The sequence below is a fragment of the Brevibacillus parabrevis genome, assembly GCF_003710905.1.
In the GTDB taxonomy this organism is placed as follows: domain Bacteria; phylum Bacillota; class Bacilli; order Brevibacillales; family Brevibacillaceae; genus Brevibacillus; species Brevibacillus parabrevis.
The window spans coordinates 376211-392964 of the sequence record NZ_RHHV01000012.1; the positions used below are offsets into that span (position 1 = coordinate 376211).

The window sequence follows — 16754 nt, forward strand, 5'->3', positions numbered from 1 at the left end:
CTATGAACATTAAGTTAGCAGAGTTGGAACACCGAAAAGGAGAGGCACTGCCGTTTCAGTTGACGCTCGATGCAGCAGAACTGAAAGGTCGCCATAACGAGATTCGCGGGATCACTCCTGTGAATGCCGAGGGCGAAGCTGTACAGCTCGGTAACCTCTACTATGTAAAAGGCAGCATGAAGGCCGATGTCGATTTCGTCTGCGCCCGATGCTTGAATCCTTTTACCCATCACGCGGCAATAGACTTCTCCGAGACCTTTGCTTTGGCAGATGATCCTATCATAAGCGAGGACGAAGACAGCGACATCCTTCCACTGGAAGGAGACGAGATCGAGCTTACTGCGCTGTTGCAAGAGGACTTTTTGCTCGCGATGCCAACCTTCCCGCTGTGCGAGGAAGATTGCAAAGGATTGTGCCCGAGTTGTGGCGTAAACCGCAACGAAGTGGCATGCAGCTGCAAGAATGAGCGGATTGACCCGCGCTTGGCCGGGTTGGCTGACTTTTTCAAGGACAGCAAGTAGTATTCTCTTGTTTTCAAGGTGAGGCGCCGATCTTCGGATGCAGCGTCTCATTTTTGAAGGACGGCATAAGCTTTTGGCCTATACTGTCCACCCAATAGAGCATCTTAGCATTTGTCAGTTGAAGGAGGTGTAAGGAAGATGGCAGTACCTCAACGGAGAACTTCCAAAACCCGTAAAAGAATGCGTCGTACGCACTTCAAATTAGAGATTCCAGGCATGATCAAATGCGATAATTGCAGCGAATACAAGCTTGCGCATCGTGTTTGCCCAAGCTGCGGTCACTACAAAGGTGTGAAAGTAGCAAAGTAAGCTTTGCTGCGTAAAAAGTGAGGTGAGCAATCACCTTGCTTTTTTTGTGCCTTCATTTTACTTATTAATGCTTATGAATACTTAAATGATATTGCTTAAAATGCGTAAATGACTTACAATGAGGAAGAAAGGCAAGGATGGAGTGAAACCGTGATGTACCAGGAAGAGCGATTGACCGCGATCCTGCAATATTTGCAGCAGCACCACCGAATCAGTGTACAGGAAGTCGTGGAGCAATTCGGCGTCTCCCGTGATACGGCCCGGCGAGATATCGTCAAGCTGGAGGAGCAGGGAGAAATCTTGCGGACTCGCGGTGGAGCGATTTTGCCTAGCTTGAGCAAAAAAAGCTTTTCTCATCAGGAGCGCATGCAGCTCGATTTGACAGGGAAGCGTCGGATTGCGCAGGCTGCCGCGCGTTTGATCAAACACGGCGACTATTTGCTGCTTGACGCATCCACGACGGTTCAACTGACGGTAGAATCGTTGCAGACAAAAGACCATGTCATCATTACAAACTCCTTGGCTACAGCAGCCAGTGTTTCGCGCAAGGAAGGCGTGCTTGTGAAAATGCTCGGCGGAGATGTGAACCCGCAAGATCAGTGTGTGCACGGCACCCGAACCGTAGAAAATCTGGCGAATTACCACGTCGACAAGTTGCTGGTCGGAGCTTGCGGGCTGACGACGGGCGGGCTTGTTTCCCCGGATGAAGATCACGGCTATGTGATCAGGGAGATGATGAAGCGGGCGGATCAGGTGATTATTCTTGCTGACCACTCCAAATTCGGAAAAAGCATGTTGTACCGGGTAGCCAGTCTGGATCAGATCGACTTGATCGTGACGGACCGCGCACCAGGGCGGGAAATGGCCGAAGCCCTCGACAAGAGCGAGGTAGACGTATTGGTAGCCGCTGAAAACGGCAAAGACGCATGAAATAGCGGGTAGATTTCATCTGGCTGGCGTGAAGGGAGACCCCGCGTGACAGCAGATGGATTTATCAGAGAAGGTTCTTCTTTTTGAAGAGCCTTCTCTTTTTTTGCTTGCAATCATATAGGAGCCCTGCTATCCTGTTATTCCTGACTTTTCCACGAGGAGGTTCTTATGGTTTACTGGCGGATTATCCGCAAAAGCTATCGACGCAATCTTCAGTATCGTCTCTCTCATCTGATCAACAATGTGGCGAGCTCGATTTTTGGGCTTGTTTTTATTGCCATTTGGATGGGAGTCCTGCGAGGCAAAGCCGTTCACGGCCCGTACGACGCGGAAACGATGGCCTGCTACATCGCGATTTGCCAAAGCGTGCTTTGGGTGACGACGTTCATGTCACCGGGGCTGAATGTGCAGGTCGGGGTGCGCAGCGGAGCGGTCAGCCTCGACATGATCAAGCCTGTCCATTACTTGTGGTACACCTTGAGCCAGGAGTTTGGCCGCCTGCTCTACAACGCCTGTTACCGCAGTCTGCCGATCGGCCTTTTGCTTGGGCTTGCGGTAGGCTTTTCTTTCCCCTCCGATCCGCTTGCGTACCTCTTGTTTTTGCTCTCGCTTCTGCTGGCTGCCTACGTAGGCATGCTCCTTTTTTATTTGGTCGGCATTTCTTCTTTCTGGACGACCGAGGTGCGCTGGCTGCACCTCATTTTGCTCTCGCTTGTTTTCGGCTTTGGCGGGCAGATGATCCCTGTCGATCTGATGCCGGGGGTACTCGGGCAGCTGGCTCCGTTTTTGCCTTTTGCCGCCATGATTTACTATCCGGTCATGAACTGGCTGGAGCTTGCTCCGGCCTACAGCATCGGGGTTCAGCTGCTGTGGGCTGTCATTTTGACAGCAGTCGCTCTCGCTGTGACGAAGCAAGCAAGAAGAAAGCTGGAAATACAAGGGGGGTAGCGACGTGCTCATGCTTTATCGAAAGCTGATCGCAGCCAGTCTCCGCTCGCAAATGCAGTACAAAATGAATTTCATTACGAGCGCGGCTACGACCGGCATGATTATGGTTCTCGATTTTGTGATTCTTTCCGCCATTTTGCACCGCTTCAACGATGTGGCTGGCTGGAATATTTACGAGGTCGGCATGCTTTACGGCATTTCTTCGGCATCTGTCTCCTTGTATCGGCTGTTTGCTCCGGAAGTGAACGATTTTGAGAAGTATGTCGTGCACGGAGAATTTGACCAGATGCTGATTCGCCCGGTATCGCCGCTCTTGCTTTTGCTTACGCGCAATCTCGACCTTTCGCGGATTGGCGGCATCGTGCAAGGCGTGGCAGTGCTGGTGCTCTCGCTTGCGGGACTTGCCCGGGAAGGGGCAGATTTGCTCTGGTTGATCGTCTTTTCCCCGATCGCGATTCTTTCGGGCGGGGTCATTTATTTTTCCATGGCGTTGTCTTCGGCGGCTCTCTCTTTTTGGACGCATCAAATGAGAGACATCCTGACTTTTACGATCTACGCGCCGGCGAATGCCTCCAACTATCCGATTTCGCTCTATCCAGGCTGGCTGAAATGGCTGTTTTTTACCGCCTTGCCGATCGCGTACATGAATTACTTGCCGATGCTGGCCTTGCTCGGAAAAGGGGGAGGCTGGTACTACCCGCTGCTGGCGCCTGTTGCGGCGGCGACCGCATTGTTTTTGGCACTCACCTTTTGGAAGATAGGCATACGACATTATCACTCTACGGGAAGCTGAGGAGGTTTTCATCATGATAGAAGCTGTACATATCGGCAAGTCGTTCTATTTGTCTCCGGAGAAAAAAGGCCGCTTCGCCTCGGTGCGCACCTTGTTTTCCCGGGAGCAGCGTGAGGTCAAGGCTGTAGACGACATCTCCTTTTCCGTCGGGGAAGGGGAGTTCGTCGGCTACATCGGCCCGAACGGAGCGGGGAAATCGACCACGATCAAGATGCTGTCCGGCATTTTGCACCCCAGTCGGGGAGAAATCCGCATTGGCGGCTACAGTCCGCAAAAAGACCGGATACAGGTCGCTTCGCGCATCGGCGTCGTCTTCGGGCAGCGAACGCAGTTGTGGTGGGACTTGCCCGTCAAAGACTCATTCGAGATTTTGCAGGCGATGTACAAAATCGATTCGCGCACGTATCGGCGCTCGATGGAGCTTTACCAGGAGCTTCTGGATATGCGCGAATTTCTGGATACACCTGTGCGCAAACTGTCGCTCGGACAGCGGATGAGAGCGGATTTGGCGGCAGCGCTTTTGCACGATCCTCCTGTGCTGTTTTTGGATGAGCCGACAATCGGGCTGGATGTGGTCGCCAAGACGAGCATCCGCGCCTTTTTAAAAGAAGTGAACGAGACGCAGAAAAAGACGATCTTGCTGACGACGCATGACATGGACGATATCGAGCAATTGTGCAAGCGGATTATCGTCATCAATCACGGCAAAAAGATGATGGACACGACATTGGATGACATGCGCCGCCAAATCGGTTTGCCCAGTCTGATTCAGGTTGAATATCGCCAGCCGCCAAGCCTGGGTGCCGAGTTGGCAGGGATTGAACGGCTGGAGTTGTCCGGCAATGTTTTGTCCGTTCATTTTGACAAAGGAAAAATTTCTTCGCCGCGCATCTTGGCAGAAGTGGCTGGCTGGGGGGAGCCTTTGGACATCCAGATGAAGGAACCCGGGATTGAGGAGATCATTCGGCTAATGTACCGCTAGGGAGAGCTACCCATTTTCAAGAACTTTACTTGTAATTGCCAACGTTCTCCCTTATACTGTTTTGGTACCTGGTATTAAAAACAGCTCGCAATCATACATATCCGAAACAAGAATCTTGCTAGGGGGTGTTTCGCATCGCCCGCTTGCCAAAAAAAGACCGCCAGACCCGCTTGGTGCAGTCGCTGGCGGATAATCCATTTGCGACGGACGAAGATCTGGCTGAGTTATTTCATGTCAGCATTCAAACAATACGACTAGATCGATTGGAGCTTGGGATTCCGGAGCTTCGGGAGCGGATCAAATCGGTTGCGGAGAAAAGCCTCGATCCCGTGAAGTCGTTGGGGATTGAGGAAGTAATCGGGGAGATCATCGACTTGCAGCTCGATTCCCAAGCTATTTCCGTATTGGAAATAAAAGAAGAGCACGTTTTTTCCAAAACACAAATTGCCCGGGGCCATTATATTTTTGCCCAGGCTAACTCTTTGGCAGTAGCAGTCATTAATGCCGATGTGGCGCTGACAGCTACAGCCCGGATTCGCTTTGTGCGCCCCGTGCGCATTGGCGAAAAGCTGGTCGCGAAGGCAGTAGTACGCAGCCGAGACGGCGACGAGTGCAAAGTGCGCGTGGAGACGAAAGTTCAAGGTGAATTGGTCTTTACAGCGACATTCCGGGTTGTGGAAATGACTGTCGCACAAAATCGGCATGAATGAGAGGTAAGGAGGAGACACGGTTGCGAATTGCAGTTGATGCGATGGGCGGCGACAACGCACCACAAAGTACAGTATTAGGAGCACTTGCTGCCATCAAGGAAAACCCGGCCATTACGGTTGTACTGGTGGGAGATGAACAAGCCATTCGGAACCACTTGCCGCAAGACGCGCCGGCAAACATCGAGATTGTTCCTACGACAGAAGTGATTTTGCCAGATGATGAGCCGGTTCGAGCTGTACGTCGCAAGAAAAATTCCTCGCTGGTTGTTGCAGTTGAGATGGCACGTGAAAAGATCGTGGATGCAGCGATTTCGGCGGGAAACACGGGTGCGCTCATGACGGCAGGTTTGCTGTACACGGGCCGCATGGAAGGCATCGAGCGCCCGGCGCTTGCCGCTTATATCCCGAATAAAAAAGGCCGCGTAACACTCACACTTGATGTGGGGGCCAACATGGATGCGAAGCCGCATCACCTGCTGCAATACGCGGTGATGGGCAGCCTGTACGCAGAAAAAGTGCTTGGATTCGAAAATCCAAAAGTAGGACTGCTCAACGTAGGGACAGAAGAAGGCAAAGGGAATGAGCTGACCAAAGCGGTGTTCCCGCTGCTGTCCCAGGCAGACCTGAATTTCGTCGGCAATGTGGAAGCGCGCGACGTCATGGAAGGGGCATGTGACGTGCTAGTTTGTGACGGCTTCGTCGGCAACGTGCTGCTGAAAGCGGTAGAGGGCGCTGCTTCCACAATCTTTTCGCAGTTGAAGCAGGAGTTTACTTCGAGTCTGATTAATAAAGTAGGAGCGGCCATCTTAAAGCCGGGACTCATGCGCTTCAAGAAGAAAATGGACTACGCGGAATACGGGGGAGCGCCGTTATTGGGCTTGAAAAGCCCTGTGATCAAGGCTCATGGCTCCTCTGACGAGAGAGCGATGAAAAACGCGATTGCCAGCGCAGCTCGCTTTGTGCGGCAAGATGTCAATGAAGTCATTGCGCAGGCACTACAGAAAAATATAACGGGAGAAAGCGAGTGAGGCAGATGGATAAAAAGCGTTCAGTAGGCATTTTGGCTACAGGTTCTTACACCCCTGACAGGGTGCTTAGCAACTTCGATCTGGAAAAAATGGTGGAAACATCTGATGAGTGGATTGTTTCCCGTACTGGAATCCGGGAACGCCGGATCTGCTCGACTGAGCAAGCATCTTCTGATCTCGCTTACGAAGCTGCGAAAAAAGCGTTGGCAAAAGCCAACATCAGCGCAGAGCAACTGGACATGATTATCGTCGCTACGGTGACGCCGGACACGATGTTCCCATCCACTGCCTGCATTTTGCAGGAAAAGCTGGGAGCAAAGCGTGCGGCTGCGGTAGATTTGTCTGCTGCCTGCACCGGCTTTTTGTACGGCATTACGACAGCGACCCAGTTCATCGCCAATGGGTTTTACAAGCACATTTTGGTAGTAGGGGTTGAAACGCTGTCCAAAATTACGAACTATAAAGACCGCAATACTTGCGTGCTGTTTGGCGACGGCGCGGGTGCTGCTGTCATCGGCGAAGTGAAAGAAGGCTTCGGCTTCCAGTCGTTTGAATTGGGTGCAGACGGATCGGGCGGACCTTTGCTGTGTCTGCCAGCGGGCGGCTCGCGCATCCCTGCTTCCAGCGAATCGGTGGAAAACGATCTGCACTATTTGGCCATGGCGGGCGGAGAGGTGTTCAAATTCGCTGTGCGCGTGATGAACTCTGCCACAGAAGCGGTTCTTGCCAAAGCGGGCGTAGACCGCGAAAATATCGATCTGCTCGTGCCGCACCAGGCGAACAAGCGAATTATCGATTCGGCTGTGCAACGCTTCGGCTTGTCCGAAGAAAAGGTGGCGATCAACCTCGACCGTTACGGCAACATGTCTTCTGCATCGATTCCGGTTGCACTCGATGAAGCGGTTGAAGCTGGACGCATCAAAGAAGGCGACAATGTGATTCTCGTAGGCTTTGGCGGCGGATTGACTTGGGGAGCGACACTCTTGAAATGGTCGACCACGCCAGCAGAAGGGAGCGGACAGTAGTGGGGAAAGTAGCATTTGTTTTTCCGGGGCAGGGCTCGCAATTCGTAGGAATGGGCCAAGCGCTCAGTGAACAGTCGGAGGCAGCCCGCCACATTTTTCAGCAGGCAGATGAAGCGCTCGGCTTTTCGCTGTCCGGCTTGTGCTTCAACGGCCCGGAAGAAGAACTGAAGCTGACGGCTAACACGCAGCCGGCGATTTTGACGGCGAGCGTCGCGGTATTGGCAGCTTTGAAAGAAAAACTTCCCGAATACACGCCTGCTTTCGTGGCTGGACACAGTCTGGGCGAATATTCGGCACTGGTTGCAGCAGGAGCGCTGTCTTTTGCTGACGCGGTAAAAACGGTCCGTGCACGCGGTCAATTCATGGAAGAAGCGGTTCCGGCAGGGCAGGGCGCGATGGCAGCTGTCCTGAACATGGAGCGCTCCGCTTTGCAAGCGATTTGCGAAGACGTGACTGCTTCCGGACACCCGGTACAACCGGCGAACATGAACTGTCCGGGCCAAATTGTCATCTCCGGTTCCGCCGAAGGTGTCAAACTGGCTGGCGAGCAGGCGAAGGCAGCGGGGGCGAAGCGTGTTCTGCCGCTGAACGTAAGCGGACCGTTCCACTCCAGCCTCATGCAGCCTGCTGCGGATAAATTGCAGGCCGTGCTTGCAGGCGTATCTGTCCGGGAAGCAACCGTTCCGGTCGTGGCAAACGTAACGGCGCGACCTGTTACCGAAGCGGCGGCGATTGTGGAACAACTGGTTTCGCAAGTATCGGCTCCAGTTCTGTGGGAGGATTCCGTACAGTGGATGGTGGAAGCGGGCGTGACCACTTTTGTGGAGATCGGGCCAGGAAAAGTGCTTGCTGGACTGATCAAAAAAATCGCTCCGGCAGACACGACGATTATTTCTGTACAGGATATGGAGTCCTTGACTGAGCTTTTGAACGGAGGGGTATTATGCTAACAGGAAAAACAGCACTCGTCACAGGCGCTTCCCGCGGAATCGGCCGCGCGATCGCACTTAAGCTGGCCGCAGCAGGAGCGAATGTGGTCGTTAACTACGCAGGAAGCGAAGCGGCAGCCAGTGAAACAGTCGCGATGATCAAGGAGCTCGGCCGCGACGCCATCATGGTTCGCGCCAATGTGTCCTCGACAGAAGAAGTGGGCGACATGTTCAAAGCGGCGCTCGACCACTTCGGGACCATCGACATTCTCGTCAACAACGCAGGGATTACCCGCGACAACTTGTTGATGCGCATGAAAGAAGAAGAGTGGGATGACGTCATCGCCACGAATCTCAAAGGCGTGTTCAACTGCCTGAAAGCAGCTACTCGTCCGATGATGAAGCAGCGTTCGGGAAAAATCATCAACATCACGTCCGTTGTAGGTGTACTCGGCAATGCGGGACAAGCAAACTACGTAGCGGCTAAAGCAGGCGTCATCGGTCTGACCAAGACTGCTGCACGCGAGCTGGCGAGCCGTGGCATCACCGTGAACGCGGTAGCGCCAGGTTTCATCGCTACAGAAATGACAGACGTCCTGCCGGAAGACATCAAAGCGGGCCTGATCAGCCAGATTCCACTCGCCCGTCTCGGTCAAACCGAAGACATCGCGTCTGTTGTTTTGTTCCTTGCTTCTGATGCAGCCAACTACATGACAGGCCAAACCTTGCATGTAGACGGCGGCATGTATATGTAAACTGGTTTTTTGAAAGCTCATCCACTATAATACGGGAGAGGGGGTGAAGCAAGATGGCAGATACATTGGAACGCGTGAAGAAAATCATCGTCGATCGTCTGGGTGTAGATGAGTCCAAGATTACTTTGGAAGCTTCTTTCAAAGAAGACCTGGGCGCTGACTCCCTGGATGTAGTGGAACTCGTAATGGAACTCGAAGACGAGTTTGATTTAGAGATTTCTGACGAAGATGCTGAAAAGATCACTTCTGTTGGTGAGGTTGTTAAATACATAGAATCTCACAAGTAGATCCATCAGTTGGAAGTCCCGTACCATACGGGACTTCTCCTTCAATTGCAGAGAATACATACGGGGAAGCTATGTTGGGCATGAAGTGTAAGTAACAGGCTGACTGCTGACTTTCATATAGAGGTGATCGCAATGAAACGAAGAGTGGTGATTACGGGCGTCGGTGTTATTTCTCCGGTGGGAAATGACGCGCAGACCTTCTGGAACAGTTTGCTGGAAGGAAAATCAGGCATTGACCGCCTGACTGCTTTTGACGCTACTGATTATCCGACACAGATTGCGGGAGAAGTAAAAGACTTCAATCCCGAGCTGTATATGGACAAAAAAGAAATACGACGTACAGACCGATTCGTTCAGTTTGGATTGGCTGCTGCCAAAATGGCGGTAGAGGATGCGAAACTGGAAATCACGCCAGAAAATGCGGAACGAGTGGGTGTATACATCGGGTCCGGTATTGGCGGGCTGTCTACATGGGAAGAGCAGCATTCCGTGCTGTTGGAAAAAGGACCGCGCCGCGTGAGTCCGTTCTTTATTCCGATGCTGATTGCGAACATGGCGTCTGGAGCAGTATCGATCCAATACGGTGCAAAAGGGCCAACATCCAGTGCGATTACCGCATGTGCAACGGGGACGAACGCAATCGGCGACGCTCTGCGTTTGATCCAGTTTGATCATGCCGATGTGATGATCGCAGGTGGAGCGGAAGCGACCGTTCGCCCGATGGCGTTTGCCGGCTTTTGTTCCGCCAAAGCGATGTCCACGCGCAACGACGAGCCGCAAAAAGCATCCCGTCCTTTTGACAAGGATCGCGATGGTTTTGTCATGGGAGAAGGGGCAGGCGTCCTGATTCTGGAAGAACTCGAGCATGCGAAAAAGCGCGGCGCGAACATCATCGCCGAAGTGATCGGCTATGGCATGAGTGCTGACGCCCATCACATCACTTCTCCATCTCCAGGGGGAGAAGGGGCTGCGCGCTGCATGAAAAACGCCCTGCGTGACGCGGGAATCGACCCGACAGAAGTAGGCTATATCAACGCACACGGAACTTCCACTGACCAAGGGGATATCGCAGAAACGCAGGCGATCAAAGACGTCTTTGGCGAACACGCTTACAAGCTGGCTGTCAGCTCCACCAAGTCGATGACAGGCCATTTGCTCGGCGCCACAGGCGGTATTGAAGCGATCGCGACTGCTTTCGCTCTGCGCGATCAGGTGCTTCCTCCTACCATCAACCTGGAAAATCCTGATCCGGAATGTGATCTCGACTATGTTCCTAACCATGCGCGCAAGGCGACCGTCCATGTGGCTGTGTCCAATACATTTGGATTCGGCGGTCATAATGCTACGGTGATCCTGAAGCGATACGAAGCATAAATGAGCCCTACTGAGAGAAAAAGTAGGCAGTCTCCTGGAATGGTGGTGAGGGTGATGAATTTTGCGCAGCTGCAAGAGAAGATCGGCTTTCGCTTTCATGATGAAAGCGTTCTGCGGCAGGCATTCACCCATTCTTCCTACGTGAACGAGCAACGCGGCAAACGGATATCAGACAATGAACGGCTGGAATTTTTGGGAGATGCGGTGCTCGAATTGACGGTTTCCCAGTTTTTGTACAAAACTTTTCCCAAGATGAGCGAGGGAGAGATGACAAAACTGCGGGCAGCGATTGTCTGTGAGCCTTCTCTGGTTAAATTTGCTGAGCTACTGAATTTTGGCGATCTCGTTTTGCTGGGAAAAGGGGAAGAGCTGACGGGCGGCCGTCAGCGACCTGCCTTGCTAGCGGACGTATTTGAAGCTTTTGTTGGCGCCCTCTATTTGGATCAGGGCCTGGATGCCGTGTTTTCTTTTATGGAAAAATACGTTTATCCGAGAATCGACAAGGGAGAGTTTGCCCAGGTTACAGACTTCAAGAGCCAGTTGCAGGAATTTGTTCAACAGGACAATCTGGGAGACATCCAGTATCGCATTGTAGAAGAAAAAGGACCAGCTCACAATCGAGAGTTCGTATCTGAGGTGCTTTTGAACAATCGTTCGCTTGGCATCGGCTCGGGCCGCTCCAAAAAGGAAGCGGAACAGCAGGCCGCCGCGCGGGCATTGGTAAAGCTGGGGGATAAATAAAAGCTCGGAAAAGGGAGCTGCATCATCTGCGAAAGGCAGGTGGTGTAGCTTTCTTTGTTCCGACTTGGAAAAGCTGGGAAAATACTGCGTGATGACGGCTTTCTATGATACACTTAACGGGGAAAGACCCAAGAAACCTCGCAGTGGAGTAGCTCCTGTCTCATGCAGGGGCTCTTTTCGGGTACCCATCCAATCTGGGCCGCGTGTTTTGCCGGACTCGGCAAATAACAGCAGGTGGCGAGCAAACAGGGTGGGGTTTGGTAAGGAGGATCGTACGTATGTATTTGAAACGTCTGGAGCTGGCAGGATTCAAATCTTTTGCCGACAGGACGGAATTGGAGTTCGTACCGGGAGTGACAGCAGTAGTCGGCCCGAACGGAAGCGGCAAAAGCAACGTTTCCGACTCGATTCGCTGGGTGCTCGGGGAACAAAGCGCCAAATCGCTGCGCGGGGCGAAGATGGAAGATATCATTTTCGCGGGCAGCGACAAGCGCAAGCCAGTGAATTTTGCTGAAGTGACATTAACCTTGGATAATACCGATCGCTCGCTTGATGTGGAATATTCGGAGGTTTCCGTTACGCGCAGAGTGTACCGCTCTGGCGACAGTGAGTATTACATAAACAACCGATCGTGCCGCTTGAAAGATATTATGGAGCTGTTTATGGATACGGGTCTGGGAAAAGAAGCGTATTCCATTATCGGTCAGGGAAAAATCGAAGAAATCCTCAGTACCAAATCGGAAGATCGCCGGGGAATTTTTGAAGAGGCAGCGGGAATCGTCAAGTACAAGACCCGCAAGCGAGAGGCCGAGAAGAAGCTGGACGACACGGAGCAAAACCTGATTCGCATCCACGATATCGTCAGCGAGATCACGGAGCAGATTGGACCGTTGCAGGAGCAGGCCGAGACGGCGAAAACCTACAAGGAGCTGCACCGCAAGCTGGTCGAGCATGAAGTGGCTCTGTACGTGCAACAAATCGAGGCGGCCCATACGAAGTGGGAGGCTGCATCGCAGCGTGTGCAGGAACTGCGCGAGCAACTGATTACGCAGACGACGGAAGCGAGCAAGCACGAAGCGGATTTGGAGCAAGCCCGCTTTTCTGTCACGCAAATCGACCAGTCGATTGAGGAGTTGCAGCAAGTTCTTTTGACCGTGAGCGAGGAAACCGAAAAAGTAGAAGGCCAGCGCGAAGTATTGCGCGAGCGGATGCGCAACTTGAGTGCCAATCGCCAGCAGACGATGGAGCAAATGCACAAGCTGACGGAAAAGCAGCATGCGCTCGAAGCAGAGCTTGCGGAAGAAAAGCAGCGCGTGCAGGAAGCGGAGCAGCGCATGACAGAGGCCCATGCCGCTTTGCAGGAAGCCGAAGGCCAGTTTTTCGCCATGGTGCAATCGTTGACGGATGACGTGGAGCGCTTGAAAGGCGACTATTTTGAAAAGCTCAACGAAATGGCGAACCTGCGCAACGAAATTCGTCACCAGCAGCAATTGGTGCAAACTTCTCAGGCGCGTGTCGACCGTCAGCTGTCTGGAAAAGAGCAGCTCGATCTCGAAGAAGTGCAGCGTCAGGTCAAAATCGCCGAACTGCAAGAGCGGTTGGCCAAAATCGAGCAAACGATACAAGATACGGTGGCGAGGTACAAGCAATTGCTGGACGGTCTGCGCGACGGACAAGCCCGGATGGAGCAGGTTCGCCGGGAGCTTCGCCAGTCCGAACAGCGCAGGGAAGCGGCCAAGTCGCGACTCGATCTGATCAAGGAAATGCAGTCCGAATTTGCCGGATTCCAGCAAGGGGTAAAAGAAATTCTCAAAGCCCGTGAGCGAGGCTTCAAAGGAATCCACGGTGCGGTAGCCGAGCTGGTCGTCGTGCCGCAGCAATACGAGACAGCCATTGAAGTTGCGCTCGGCGGGGCATTGCAAAATGTCGTCGTGGACGACGAGGCAGCCGGGCGCGCAGCGATTGCTTATTTGAAGCAGCACAATGCAGGCCGCGCTACCTTTTTGCCGCTGGATGTCATTCGGCCGCGCACCTTGCAGGCACAAGACAAGCAGCAGCTGGCAAAAGAAGGCGGCGTTGTCGGGATCGCCAGCGAGCTTGTTTCGTTTGAGGAAACGTACCGCCCGATTTTGGAGAGCATGCTCGGCAATGTCATCATTACGGAAAAATTGGAGCAGGCCAACCGTGTCGCGCGTACACTCGGCTATCGGTATCGCGTCGTTACGCTCGAAGGGGATATTGTCAACGCAGGCGGTTCGATGACAGGGGGAGCGCTGAAGAAAAACAGCACCAACCTTCTCGGCCGCAATCGGCAGGCAGATGAGCTGGAAGCGCAGATGCGTGAAATCGAAGAGGCAATTTCTGGACATACTACGCTAATGGAGCAACTGACCAGTGAGCTTGGCCGTATGGAAGAAGAGCAAGAAACGCTTCGCTCGGAAGGGGAAGCCTTGCGGTTGAAGGAGCAGGAAGTCAAGGGCCTGTTGCAGCAGGCGGAAGCAGAAGGGCGTTCGCTGGGCGAGCGGGCCAAGCTGGTTGAGCAGGACATCGCCGCTTACCAGCGGGAAAGAGAAGAAGCTTCCGAGAAGCAGGAACAATTGCAAGCCTCCCTCGTTGTGCTGGAACAAGAGGAACAGCAGCTGAATGCGCTGATTGCCGAGGCGGAAGCCAAGCGTCAGGAGCAGCTGGAATCAAAAGAAGAGATGAATCAGAAAATTACCAGCCTCAAAGTATTGAACGCCCAGGTGAAGCAGGAGCATCAATCCCGACTGGAGCAAACGGAGCGCTTGTTGGAACAAAAAAGCTTGCTTCAGCGCGAGTGGGAGGAGCAAAATGCGAATCTGGCTGCTCTCGACGAGCTGGAACAGACGAATGAATCGTCAGGACTGGAACTGGACCAGCGCATCGCGGAGTTGCGCCAGGACAAAGAGCGGGTAGCCGGGCTGATTTCCGAGCGGCGCAACGAGCGGGCGACCCTTTTCCACAAACAAGAGCAGGTTGAAGTACATGTAAAAGAAATTCGCAGAGAAGTCAAAAGTCTGGAAGAGAAGCTTCACCAGGAAGAAGTGAAAGTCAACCGGGGTGAGGTGGAACTCGACCATCTGTTGAATAAACTCTCCGAAGAATACGAAATGAGCTACGATCTGGCGAAGCAGAAATACCCGCCACGCGGAGACTTGCAAGAGGAAACGCAAATCGTCGCCAAAATCAAAAAGCAAATCGCTGCGCTCGGCACCGTAAACCTCGGAGCCATCGAGGAGTACGAGCGTCTCTCGGAGCGCCAGCAGTTTTTGAGCGCCCAGGAAGCCGATTTGAATGAAGCAAAAGATATGCTCTACCAGGTGATTCAGGAGATGGACGCGGAGATGTCGCGCCGCTTCAAGGAGACGTTTGAAGCGATTTCCGAGCAGTTCCGCGATGTGTTCGTGCAATTGTTCGGCGGAGGTCGCGCCGACTTGCTTCTGTCCAACCCGGACAACCTGCTCGAAACGGGGATCGACATCGTAGCGCAGCCGCCGGGCAAAAAGCTGCAAAATCTGGCTCTGCTCTCCGGGGGCGAGCGCGCGCTGACGGCGATGGCTCTGTTGTTTGCCATCCTGCGTGTCAAACCTGTGCCATTTTGCGTACTGGACGAGGTGGAAGCCGCGCTGGATGAAGCCAATGTCAACCGATTTGCCGAGTACATGCAGCATTTCAGCCGCCAGACGCAGTTTATTTGCGTGACACACCGCAAAGGCACGATGGAGAGCGCTGACGTCCTGTACGGAATCACGATGCAGGAAGGCGGCGTGTCCAAGCTGGTTTCCGTCAAGCTGGAGGACAGCGACAAATTCGTGGAGTCGGCCTCGTAACGGGGCGTGACATTTCTTGCGCCCAAGCGCAATATGGATGAGAAAACAATAGCCGCAAAGGAAGATGATCATGAGTTTTTTCAAGCGCCTTCGTGACGCGATCGTGCAAAAATCCGAAGAGGTAACGCAAAAGTTTACCGACGGATTGGCGAAAACGAGAGATTTGCTGGTGGAAAAAGTGGAGGACCTCGTCCGCCGCTACAAAAAAATCGACGACGACTTCTTTGATGAACTGGAAGAAATCTTGATCACGTCCGATGTCGGGGTCAACACCGTAATGGAGCTGATCGACGATTTGCGGTCGGAAGTGCGTAAACAAAAAATCGAAAACGCCCTGGACCTGCAACCGATCCTTTCCGAGAAGCTCGTCAACTTGTTGAAAAACGACGAAGCAGCAGACAGCTCTCTCAACATCGAGGACGGACGTCTGAACGTTGTGCTGTTTGTCGGCGTTAACGGCGTGGGCAAAACCACGACCATCGGAAAAATGGCGCACATGTTCAAGCAGCAAGGGAAAAACGTGCTGCTCGCAGCAGGCGATACGTTCCGGGCGGCAGCGATCGAGCAACTGGAAGTATGGGGAGAGCGCGTCGGTGTCGACGTCATCAAGCAACAGCAAGGCTCCGATCCGGCTGCCGTCATCTACGATGCGATCCAGGCTGCCAAATCGCGCAAAGTCGATGTGCTTTTGTGCGATACGGCTGGACGTCTGCAAAACAAAGTCAATCTTATGGAAGAACTGGCGAAGGTGCACCGCGTTTTGCAGCGCGAACTGCCAGGCGCTCCGCACGAAGTCTTGCTCGTCCTCGACGCGACGACAGGCCAAAACGCGCTGTCCCAGGCGAAAACATTCGGGCAGTCTGCCGGAGTGACCGGACTCGTTCTGACCAAGCTTGACGGAACGGCGAAGGGCGGTATCGTCATCGCGATCCGCAACGAGCTGAACATCCCGGTCAAATACGTCGGTCTGGGCGAGAAGATGGATGACTTGCAAGCATTCGATCCGGAACAGTTTGTACACGCCTTGTTTGCCGGATTGATTCAAAAAGATGAAGCCGAAGAGCAAGAAAACGCGTAATATCATAATGTCTGGAACGTCAAAAAAAGATGTCAACAAAAATGCTTGACACTAGGTGTGGAATTAGGTACTATAATCTACGTGCTGTAAAGAAAAAGCCTTTACAGTTTCGAAACGAGTACCTCACAGCAAAGGATTGGTTTCATGTTAGAAAAGACCAATCAAGTCAATCTCTTGTTTGACTTTTATGCACCGTTACTCAAAGGCAAGCAGCGAGAATATCTGGAGCTGTATTATCTGGATGACTTGTCGCTCGGAGAAATCGCGGAAATGCACGAGGTCAGTCGACAAGCTGTTTACGACCACATCAAGCGGGCGGAAAAGCAGTTGTTCGAATACGACCAGAAGCTTAATCTGGCACATCGCCACGAGAAGCGGATGGAAGTGCTGGCACGAATGAATGAGCTTGTAAATGGGCTTGCAGAGAGCGAGACAAGAGACGAGCTGAATACTTTGCTCCACCAACTGTCAGAGATGGATTAGGAGGGCTCGC

The 16754-nt window shown here is 53.0% G+C and carries 17 protein-coding genes; all 17 read left to right on the forward strand.

Annotation, left to right across the window (positions count from 1 at the left end; all coding sequences use genetic code 11):
- The first annotated feature begins 2 nt into the window (after nucleotides 1–2).
- The 17 genes from EDM60_RS17705 (at nucleotide 3) to EDM60_RS17785 (ending at nucleotide 16744) form a co-directional block, all read left to right on the forward strand.
- Nucleotides 3–521 carry a YceD family protein gene (locus EDM60_RS17705; protein ID WP_063227682.1) on the forward strand — a complete coding sequence of 173 codons (519 nt, stop codon included), beginning with the start codon at nucleotides 3–5 and terminating at the stop codon, nucleotides 519–521.
- A gap of 138 nt (nucleotides 522–659) precedes the next feature.
- Nucleotides 660–830 (forward strand): 50S ribosomal protein L32, encoded by a 171-nt coding sequence (gene rpmF / locus EDM60_RS17710; RefSeq protein ID WP_005834357.1) that lies wholly within the window; start codon nucleotides 660–662, stop codon nucleotides 828–830.
- 153 nt (nucleotides 831–983) lie between these two features.
- Nucleotides 984–1760, forward strand: a complete 777-nt coding sequence (locus EDM60_RS17715; RefSeq protein WP_122965158.1) for a DeoR/GlpR family DNA-binding transcription regulator — start codon at nucleotides 984–986, stop codon at nucleotides 1758–1760.
- Between the two features lie 168 nt (nucleotides 1761–1928).
- Nucleotides 1929–2708: an ABC transporter permease gene (locus EDM60_RS17720; RefSeq protein WP_122965159.1), complete on the forward strand. Its 780-nt coding sequence runs from the start codon at nucleotides 1929–1931 to the stop codon at nucleotides 2706–2708.
- A 10-nt stretch (nucleotides 2709–2718) separates the two neighbouring features.
- Nucleotides 2719–3501 (forward strand): ABC transporter permease, encoded by a 783-nt coding sequence (locus tag EDM60_RS17725; protein ID WP_233454055.1) that lies wholly within the window; start codon nucleotides 2719–2721, stop codon nucleotides 3499–3501.
- Between the two features lie 13 nt (nucleotides 3502–3514).
- On the forward strand, nucleotides 3515–4483 hold the full coding sequence (locus EDM60_RS17730) for an ABC transporter ATP-binding protein (RefSeq protein WP_122965161.1): 969 nt from the start codon (nucleotides 3515–3517) through the stop codon (nucleotides 4481–4483).
- A gap of 125 nt (nucleotides 4484–4608) precedes the next feature.
- Nucleotides 4609–5193 (forward strand): transcription factor FapR, encoded by a 585-nt coding sequence (gene fapR, locus EDM60_RS17735; RefSeq protein ID WP_122965162.1) that lies wholly within the window; start codon nucleotides 4609–4611, stop codon nucleotides 5191–5193.
- A gap of 20 nt (nucleotides 5194–5213) precedes the next feature.
- Nucleotides 5214–6221 (forward strand): phosphate acyltransferase PlsX, encoded by a 1008-nt coding sequence (plsX, locus tag EDM60_RS17740; RefSeq protein ID WP_122965163.1) that lies wholly within the window; start codon nucleotides 5214–5216, stop codon nucleotides 6219–6221.
- Nucleotides 6222–6226: 5 nt separating this feature from the next.
- Nucleotides 6227–7246: a beta-ketoacyl-ACP synthase III gene (locus tag EDM60_RS17745; protein ID WP_122965479.1), complete on the forward strand. Its 1020-nt coding sequence runs from the start codon at nucleotides 6227–6229 to the stop codon at nucleotides 7244–7246.
- On the forward strand, nucleotides 7246–8196 hold the full coding sequence (fabD, locus tag EDM60_RS17750) for an ACP S-malonyltransferase (RefSeq protein ID WP_122965164.1): 951 nt from the start codon (nucleotides 7246–7248) through the stop codon (nucleotides 8194–8196). The genes EDM60_RS17745 and fabD overlap by 1 nt, the downstream gene beginning before the upstream one ends.
- Complete coding sequence (fabG, locus tag EDM60_RS17755) at nucleotides 8190–8930, forward strand: 3-oxoacyl-[acyl-carrier-protein] reductase (RefSeq protein ID WP_122965165.1); 741 nt, start codon at nucleotides 8190–8192, stop codon at nucleotides 8928–8930. The genes fabD and fabG overlap by 7 nt, the downstream gene beginning before the upstream one ends.
- A 53-nt stretch (nucleotides 8931–8983) precedes the next feature.
- Complete coding sequence (gene acpP, locus EDM60_RS17760; protein ID WP_005834336.1) at nucleotides 8984–9217, forward strand: acyl carrier protein; 234 nt, start codon at nucleotides 8984–8986, stop codon at nucleotides 9215–9217.
- 132 nt (nucleotides 9218–9349) lie between these two features.
- Complete coding sequence (gene fabF, locus EDM60_RS17765) at nucleotides 9350–10591, forward strand: beta-ketoacyl-ACP synthase II (protein ID WP_063227674.1); 1242 nt, start codon at nucleotides 9350–9352, stop codon at nucleotides 10589–10591.
- Nucleotides 10592–10645: 54 nt separating this feature from the next.
- Nucleotides 10646–11332, forward strand: coding sequence for a ribonuclease III (rnc, locus tag EDM60_RS17770; protein WP_269747568.1), 687 nt, complete (start codon nucleotides 10646–10648; stop codon nucleotides 11330–11332).
- A 278-nt stretch (nucleotides 11333–11610) separates the two neighbouring features.
- Nucleotides 11611–15183: a chromosome segregation protein SMC gene (gene smc / locus EDM60_RS17775; RefSeq protein WP_122965166.1), complete on the forward strand. Its 3573-nt coding sequence runs from the start codon at nucleotides 11611–11613 to the stop codon at nucleotides 15181–15183.
- A 70-nt stretch (nucleotides 15184–15253) separates the two neighbouring features.
- A complete protein-coding gene (ftsY, locus tag EDM60_RS17780) occupies nucleotides 15254–16261 on the forward strand; it encodes a signal recognition particle-docking protein FtsY (RefSeq protein WP_122965167.1) in 1008 nt (335 codons plus the stop codon).
- Nucleotides 16262–16405: 144 nt separating this feature from the next.
- Complete coding sequence (locus tag EDM60_RS17785) at nucleotides 16406–16744, forward strand: putative DNA-binding protein (RefSeq protein WP_063227670.1); 339 nt, start codon at nucleotides 16406–16408, stop codon at nucleotides 16742–16744.
- Nucleotides 16745–16754: the final 10 nt, after the last annotated feature.

Coding starts and splice junctions, on each gene's coding strand:
- EDM60_RS17705 (WP_063227682.1), top strand. CDS start 3: ATGAACATTAAGTTAGCAGAGTTGGAACACCGAAAAGGAGAGGCACTG.
- rpmF (WP_005834357.1), top strand. CDS start 660: ATGGCAGTACCTCAACGGAGAACTTCCAAAACCCGTAAAAGAATGCGT.
- EDM60_RS17715 (WP_122965158.1), top strand. CDS start 984: ATGTACCAGGAAGAGCGATTGACCGCGATCCTGCAATATTTGCAGCAG.
- EDM60_RS17720 (WP_122965159.1), top strand. CDS start 1,929: ATGGTTTACTGGCGGATTATCCGCAAAAGCTATCGACGCAATCTTCAG.
- EDM60_RS17725 (WP_233454055.1), top strand. CDS start 2,719: ATGCTTTATCGAAAGCTGATCGCAGCCAGTCTCCGCTCGCAAATGCAG.
- EDM60_RS17730 (WP_122965161.1), top strand. CDS start 3,515: ATGATAGAAGCTGTACATATCGGCAAGTCGTTCTATTTGTCTCCGGAG.
- EDM60_RS17745 (WP_122965479.1), top strand. CDS start 6,227: ATGGATAAAAAGCGTTCAGTAGGCATTTTGGCTACAGGTTCTTACACC.
- fabG (WP_122965165.1), top strand. CDS start 8,190: ATGCTAACAGGAAAAACAGCACTCGTCACAGGCGCTTCCCGCGGAATC.
- acpP (WP_005834336.1), top strand. CDS start 8,984: ATGGCAGATACATTGGAACGCGTGAAGAAAATCATCGTCGATCGTCTG.
- fabF (WP_063227674.1), top strand. CDS start 9,350: ATGAAACGAAGAGTGGTGATTACGGGCGTCGGTGTTATTTCTCCGGTG.
- rnc (WP_269747568.1), top strand. CDS start 10,646: ATGAATTTTGCGCAGCTGCAAGAGAAGATCGGCTTTCGCTTTCATGAT.
- smc (WP_122965166.1), top strand. CDS start 11,611: ATGTATTTGAAACGTCTGGAGCTGGCAGGATTCAAATCTTTTGCCGAC.
- ftsY (WP_122965167.1), top strand. CDS start 15,254: ATGAGTTTTTTCAAGCGCCTTCGTGACGCGATCGTGCAAAAATCCGAA.
- EDM60_RS17785 (WP_063227670.1), top strand. CDS start 16,406: ATGTTAGAAAAGACCAATCAAGTCAATCTCTTGTTTGACTTTTATGCA.